We start from the raw sequence: 5,144 nt of genomic DNA, 5'->3' as shown, positions 1-5,144 counted from the left end.
CCGCGGACGATCCCGCCGACGAGCCCGAACCCGCGATCGGCCCCGAGCTGCTCGCGCGCAACCAGGCATCCATCGACCAGCTGAAGCACGACATCCGGACGAAGTCCGGAACCGCGCTGTTCGACTTCGTCCTGGCGGACGTCCAGGAGCTGAGGCGGCTCCTGTTCGATCGCCGAGGCATCAAGATGATCATGGCTGGGATGGAAGCCACGTGGTGGCTCAACGAGAAACTGCTGGAATGGCTGGGCGAGAAGAACGCGGCCGACACGCTCACCCAGTCCGTCCCCCACAACGTCACCTCGGAGATGGGACTTTCCCTCCTCGATGTCGCGGACGCGATTCGCCCTCATCCGGATGTCGTCGCCTTTCTGCGCGACATCGCGGACAGGATTGAGGGGCAGGGCAACGGCTTCCTCGATGAATTGGCCGAACTCGACGGCGGGCGGGAGGCGCGTGATGCCATCGCGGCCTATCTGGACCTGTACGGCATGCGCTGCGCCGGCGAGATCGACATCACCAGGACGCGCTGGAGCGAACGCCCCGCCACGCTCCTCCCCATGATCCTCTCCAACGTCCAGAACCTGGAGCCGGGCGCCGGCGAGCGCCGCTTCGAGCAAGGGCGACGGGAGGCTCGTACGAAGGAACAGGAGCTGCTGGAGCGCTTGCGGGCCCTGCCGGACGGGGAGCGGAAGGCCGAGGAGACCAAGCGGATGATCGACCGGGTGCGGGCGTTCGCCGGGTACCGCGAGTATCCGAAGTACGGAATGATCAGCCGCTATTTCGTGTACAAGCAGGCATTGCTGGCCGAGGCCGAACGCCTCGTGCACACCGGCGTGCTCCGCGAAAAGGAGGACATCTTCTTTCTCCGGTTCCAGGAACTGCACGATGTCGCGCGTACGGACCAGGTCGACGACGAACTCATCGGCCGGCGAAAGGACGCGTTCAGGACCTACGAAACGCTCACGCCGCCGAGGGTGCTCACCTCGGACGGCGAGACCATCAACGGAACGTACCGGCGCGACGACCTGCCGACCGGCGCCCTGGTCGGCCTGCCGGTCTCCGCCGGGACCGTCGAAGGACGGGCCCGGGTCATCCTCGACATGGCGGAGGCCGACCTCGAACCGGGCGACATCCTCGTCACGGCCCATACGGACCCCAGCTGGTCTCCGCTGTTCGTCGCCGTGACCGGCCTGGTGACGGAGGTCGGGGGCCTGATGACGCACGGGGCCGTGATCGCACGCGAATACGGGCTGCCGGCCGTCGTCGGGGTCGAGCGCGCCACGCAGCGGATCCAGGACGGCCGGCGCATCCGGGTGAACGGGACCGACGGGTATATCGAGATCCTTCCGACGGCGTGACGGGCGCCGACCCCTACGGCTGCCCCATCGGCTGCCGCTATGGGCTGTCGCTACGGCTTCAGCGCGGCGTCGGATGCCGCCCTGCCCCGCCCCGTGTCCGTAACCGGAAGGCCCCGGCCCGTATCCGTACCCGGGACGCTCCGGCCCCTGTCGGCGCCCGGGACCGCGGCCGGCAGGGCCACGGTGATCCGGAGCCCGCCGGAAGGACGCGGGGTGAGGGTGAGCGTTCCGTCGTGTGCCTGAGCGATGGATTTGACGATCGCCAGGCCGAGGCCGACGCCCGCGTGATCGGCGTGTACGCGCTCCGTACCGCGCTGAAACGGTTCGGCCAGGGTCGCGGCCAGCTCGGGGGCGATCTGCTCGCCGGTGTTCTCGACGGTGAGCACCGCCGTCTCGTGCCGGAGGCGCGTACGGACCCGCACGGCGCCGCGTTCGGGCCGGTTGTGGATGATCGCGTTGTGCACGAGGTTCGTGGTCAGTTGCAGCAGGAGCGCCTGCGATCCGCTCGTGACGGCGATGTCGCCGCTGGTCTGGATGGTGACGCCGTGCTTTTCGGCGAGCGGGAGGAGCGTTTCGGCGGCCTCTTCCGCCATGAGGGACAAGTCGACGTGTTCCCGGGTGAAGGACCGCTGTTCGGCGCGGCTGAGCAGGAGCAGCGCCTCGGTGAGGTCGATGGCCCGGGTGTTGACGTCGTGGAGGCGGTCGAGGAGTTCGGCGGTGTCGTGGTGCGGATCGGTGCGGGCCACGTCGATCAGCGCCTTCGAGATCGCCAGCGGGGTGCGCAGCTCGTGCGAGGCGTTGGCGGCGAATCTGCGCTGCTCGGCGACGTGTGCTTCGAGCCGCGCGAGCATCCTGTCGAAGGAGTCGGCGAGTTCACGGAATTCGTCCTTGCGGCCCGGCAGCCGGATGCGGTGGGAGAGCGACCCTTTCGCGACCATGCGGGTGGCGGTGGTAATGCGGTTCAGCGGGGCGAGCATGCGGCCGGCGAGGAACCAGCCGCCCACGAGCCCGAACACCAGCAGGAAGCCCAGCGTCGCGCCCGCGGCCACCGCGAAGTCGCGCATGAGGAACGCGCGGACGAGGATTCCCCCGTCGACGCTCGAATAGGCGGGCAGGTGGCGCAGGACGAATACCCACATCACCGCGAGCAGCAGCATTCCGGCCGGCATGAGGAATCCGGCGTAGCTGAGGGTGAGTTTGACGCGGACGCTCAGACCGGGGGCTCTACGCACGGTCTCCTCCACCGAATCCGGTGTATCCGGTGTATCCGGCGCCGGGCGCGACATTGTCGATGCGATAGCCGACGCCCGGCACCGTGGCGATGATCCAGGGTTCGCCGAGCCGTTTGCGCAGCGCCGAGACGGTGATGCGTACGGCGTTGGTGAACGGGTCGGCGTTCTCGTCCCACGCCCGTTCCAGAAGTTCCTCGGCGCTGACGACGCCGCCTTCGGCCGCGACGAGGACGTCGAGCACGGCGAACTGTTTTCTGGTCAGCGCGACATAGCGGCCCTCGCGGTAGACCTCTCTGCGGAACGGGTCGAGCCGCAGCCCCGCGATCTCCCGTACGGGCGGCCTGTTGTGGGCGCGTCTGCGGTCGAGCGCTCTGAGCCTGAGCGTGAGTTCCAGGAGTTCGAAGGGTTTCGTGAGGTAGTCGTCCGCGCCGAGTTCGAAGCCGGAGGCCTTGTCGTCGAGGCGGTCGGCGGCGGTGAGCATGAGGATCGGCATGCCGCTGCCGGAGGCGATGATGCGCTGGGCGATCTCGTCGCCGGAGGGTCCGGGGATATCGCGGTCGAGGACGGCGATGTCGTAGGCATTGGTGCTGAGCATGTCCAGGGCCGTACCGCCGTCGCCCGCGATATCGGCCGCGATGGCCTCCAGCCGCAGGCCGTCGCGAATGGCTTCCGCCAGATATGGCTCGTCCTCGACGATCAGCACACGCATGCCGTCAAGCCTACGAGTCCCCGTGTATCGCCGGCATATCGAAAACCGCATACGCGACGGCAACACCGGGCCGTCTTGGCTGGCGCCATGCGCACCAGCGAACCAGCCCGACCGGCCCGACCGGCCCGCCGGTCTGAACAGCCCCGACATTCCGCCTGCCCCGCCGGACCCGCCCGTTCCATCCGTTCCGACCGTTCCGCCCGTTCCGCCCGTTCCGCCCGTTCCACCCGTTCCGCCCGTTCCGCAAGGACGGCAGACCGGTGAGCCGCGTTGCGCGCCCCCACGGGGCCAAGGCGGCCGCGAGGGCCGACGGCGCGGGCCTGACCGTCGTGCCGATCACCGCCGCCGAGCACCTGGCGTTCGTACAGTCACAGCGGTCGGTCAGCTTTCTCCAGACCCCGGCGTGGGGCCGCGTCAAGACCGAGTGGCGCAGCGAGTCCCTCGGCTGGTTCGACGGGCGGCGGCTGGTCGGCGTCGGGCTGGTCCTGCACCGCCCGGTGCCGCGGCTCGACCGCTTCACGCTGGCCTATCTGCCCGAGGGCCCGGTGATCGACTGGACGGGCGAGATCGGCGTGTGGCTCGACCCGCTGGCGGCCTATCTCAAGGCGCACGGCGCGTTCGCGATCCGGCTCGGCCCGCCGGTGCGCACGGACACGTGGAGCGCCGCCCAGATCAAGGAGGGCATCGCCGCGCCGGGCGTCAGGCGGCTCACCGAGCTGTCCGGACAGTGGGCCGACCCGGTCGGCGCGCGCCTGGCCGGCCGGCTCAGGGACGCGGGCTGGCTGCCGCAGAGTCCGGAGGACGGCTTCGGGGTCGGGCATCCGCAGTTCAAGTACGAGCTCCCGCTGGCCGGAAAATCCGAGGAGGACCTGCTCAGGGGCGCGAATCAGCTGTGGCGCCGCAACATCAAGAAGGCGGCGAAGGAAGGGGTGGAGGTGACGGTCGGCGGCGGTCCGGCCGATCTGGAGGCGTTCCACGGCCTCTACGTCCACACCGCGGAGCGCGATCGTTTCACCCCCCGGCCGCTGCGCTACTTCGAGACGATGTTCGCGGCGCTGGGCGCCGAGGATCCCGAGCGGATCACGCTCTATCTCGCCCGGCACCAGGGCGATCTGGTCGCCGCGACCGTACTGGTCCGGGTCGGCGGCCACGCGGTGTACTCGTACGGCGCCTCCTCCACCGAGAAGCGCGAGGTCCGCGGCTCCAACGCCTGCCAGTGGACGATGATCCGCGACTCGCTGGCAGCCGGCTGCGATGTGTACGACCTGCGCGGCATCACCCCCACCCTCGACGCCGACGACCCGCACGTCGGACTGATCCAGTTCAAGGTCGGCACCGGCGGCCAGGCGGTGCGGTACGTCGGCGAGTGGGATCTGCCGCTGCGGCCGATGGTCTACCGGGCCTTCGGCCTCTATATGAGGCGGCGCGGGCGCTGAGACCCCCGCACGCGCCCACGAATGCTGAGGCTCCATCGCGCGCGTGAACTACGCGAGCGCGGCGGCGACCTCGTCGAGGCGCGCCCCGCGGGAGGCTTTGACGAGCACGACATCGCCGGCGGCGAGATGGCCGCGCAGCCAGTCGACGGTCGCGTCGTTGTCGGCGAGCGTCACCGCCCGCTCCCCCGCGCCGTCGGCGATCGGGCGGGCGGCCGTGCCGACGGTGGCCACCACATCGGCGCGGGAGGCGGCGTACGCGCCGACGGCGCGGTGCTCGGCCTCGCTGATGTCGCCGAGTTCGAGCATCTCGCCGAGGACGGCGATGCGGCGTCTGCCCTCGATCGCCGCCAGGGCGTCCAGGGCGGCGCGGGTCGAGTCGGGGTTGGCGTTGTAGGCGTCGTTGAGCAGC

The 5,144-nt window shown here is 70.1% G+C and carries 5 protein-coding genes; 2 read left to right on the top strand and 3 right to left on the bottom strand.

Annotation, left to right across the window (positions count from 1 at the left end; all coding sequences use genetic code 11):
• A partial coding sequence (locus ACFU99_RS32250) for a PEP-utilizing enzyme (protein WP_384398774.1) occupies positions 1-1,358 on the top strand: 1,358 nt, incomplete at its 5' end.
• Positions 1,359-1,408: 50 nt separating this feature from the next.
• Here ACFU99_RS32250 and ACFU99_RS32245 read toward each other — a convergent pair.
• Positions 1,409-2,590, bottom strand: a complete 1,182-nt coding sequence (locus tag ACFU99_RS32245) for a sensor histidine kinase (protein WP_384398772.1) — start codon at positions 2,588-2,590, stop codon at positions 1,409-1,411.
• Complete coding sequence (locus ACFU99_RS32240) at positions 2,583-3,299, bottom strand: response regulator transcription factor (protein WP_384398770.1); 717 nt, start codon at positions 3,297-3,299, stop codon at positions 2,583-2,585. Before ACFU99_RS32240 ends, ACFU99_RS32245 begins: the two co-directional genes overlap by 8 nt.
• A 320-nt stretch (positions 3,300-3,619) precedes the next feature.
• Between ACFU99_RS32240 and ACFU99_RS32235 the strand changes: the two genes are divergently transcribed.
• Complete coding sequence (locus tag ACFU99_RS32235; RefSeq protein ID WP_384398776.1) at positions 3,620-4,735, top strand: lipid II:glycine glycyltransferase FemX; 1,116 nt, start codon at positions 3,620-3,622, stop codon at positions 4,733-4,735.
• A 48-nt stretch (positions 4,736-4,783) separates the two neighbouring features.
• On the opposite strand, the gene ACFU99_RS32230 is transcribed toward ACFU99_RS32235, so the two are convergent.
• On the bottom strand, positions 4,784-5,144 hold a 361-nt coding region (locus tag ACFU99_RS32230; protein ID WP_384398768.1), incomplete at its 5' end, for a glutamate ligase domain-containing protein.

Source organism: Streptomyces sp. NPDC057654, assembly GCF_042800135.1.
Lineage (GTDB): Bacteria > Actinomycetota > Actinomycetes > Streptomycetales > Streptomycetaceae > Streptomyces.
This window is presented reverse-complemented; position numbering and strand designations above follow the sequence as displayed.

What these genes read in the sequence shown, in the direction of transcription:
- ACFU99_RS32240 (WP_384398770.1), bottom strand. Translation starts at nt 3,299, where the DNA reads ATGCGTGTGCTGATCGTCGAGGACGAGCCATATCTGGCGGAAGCCATT.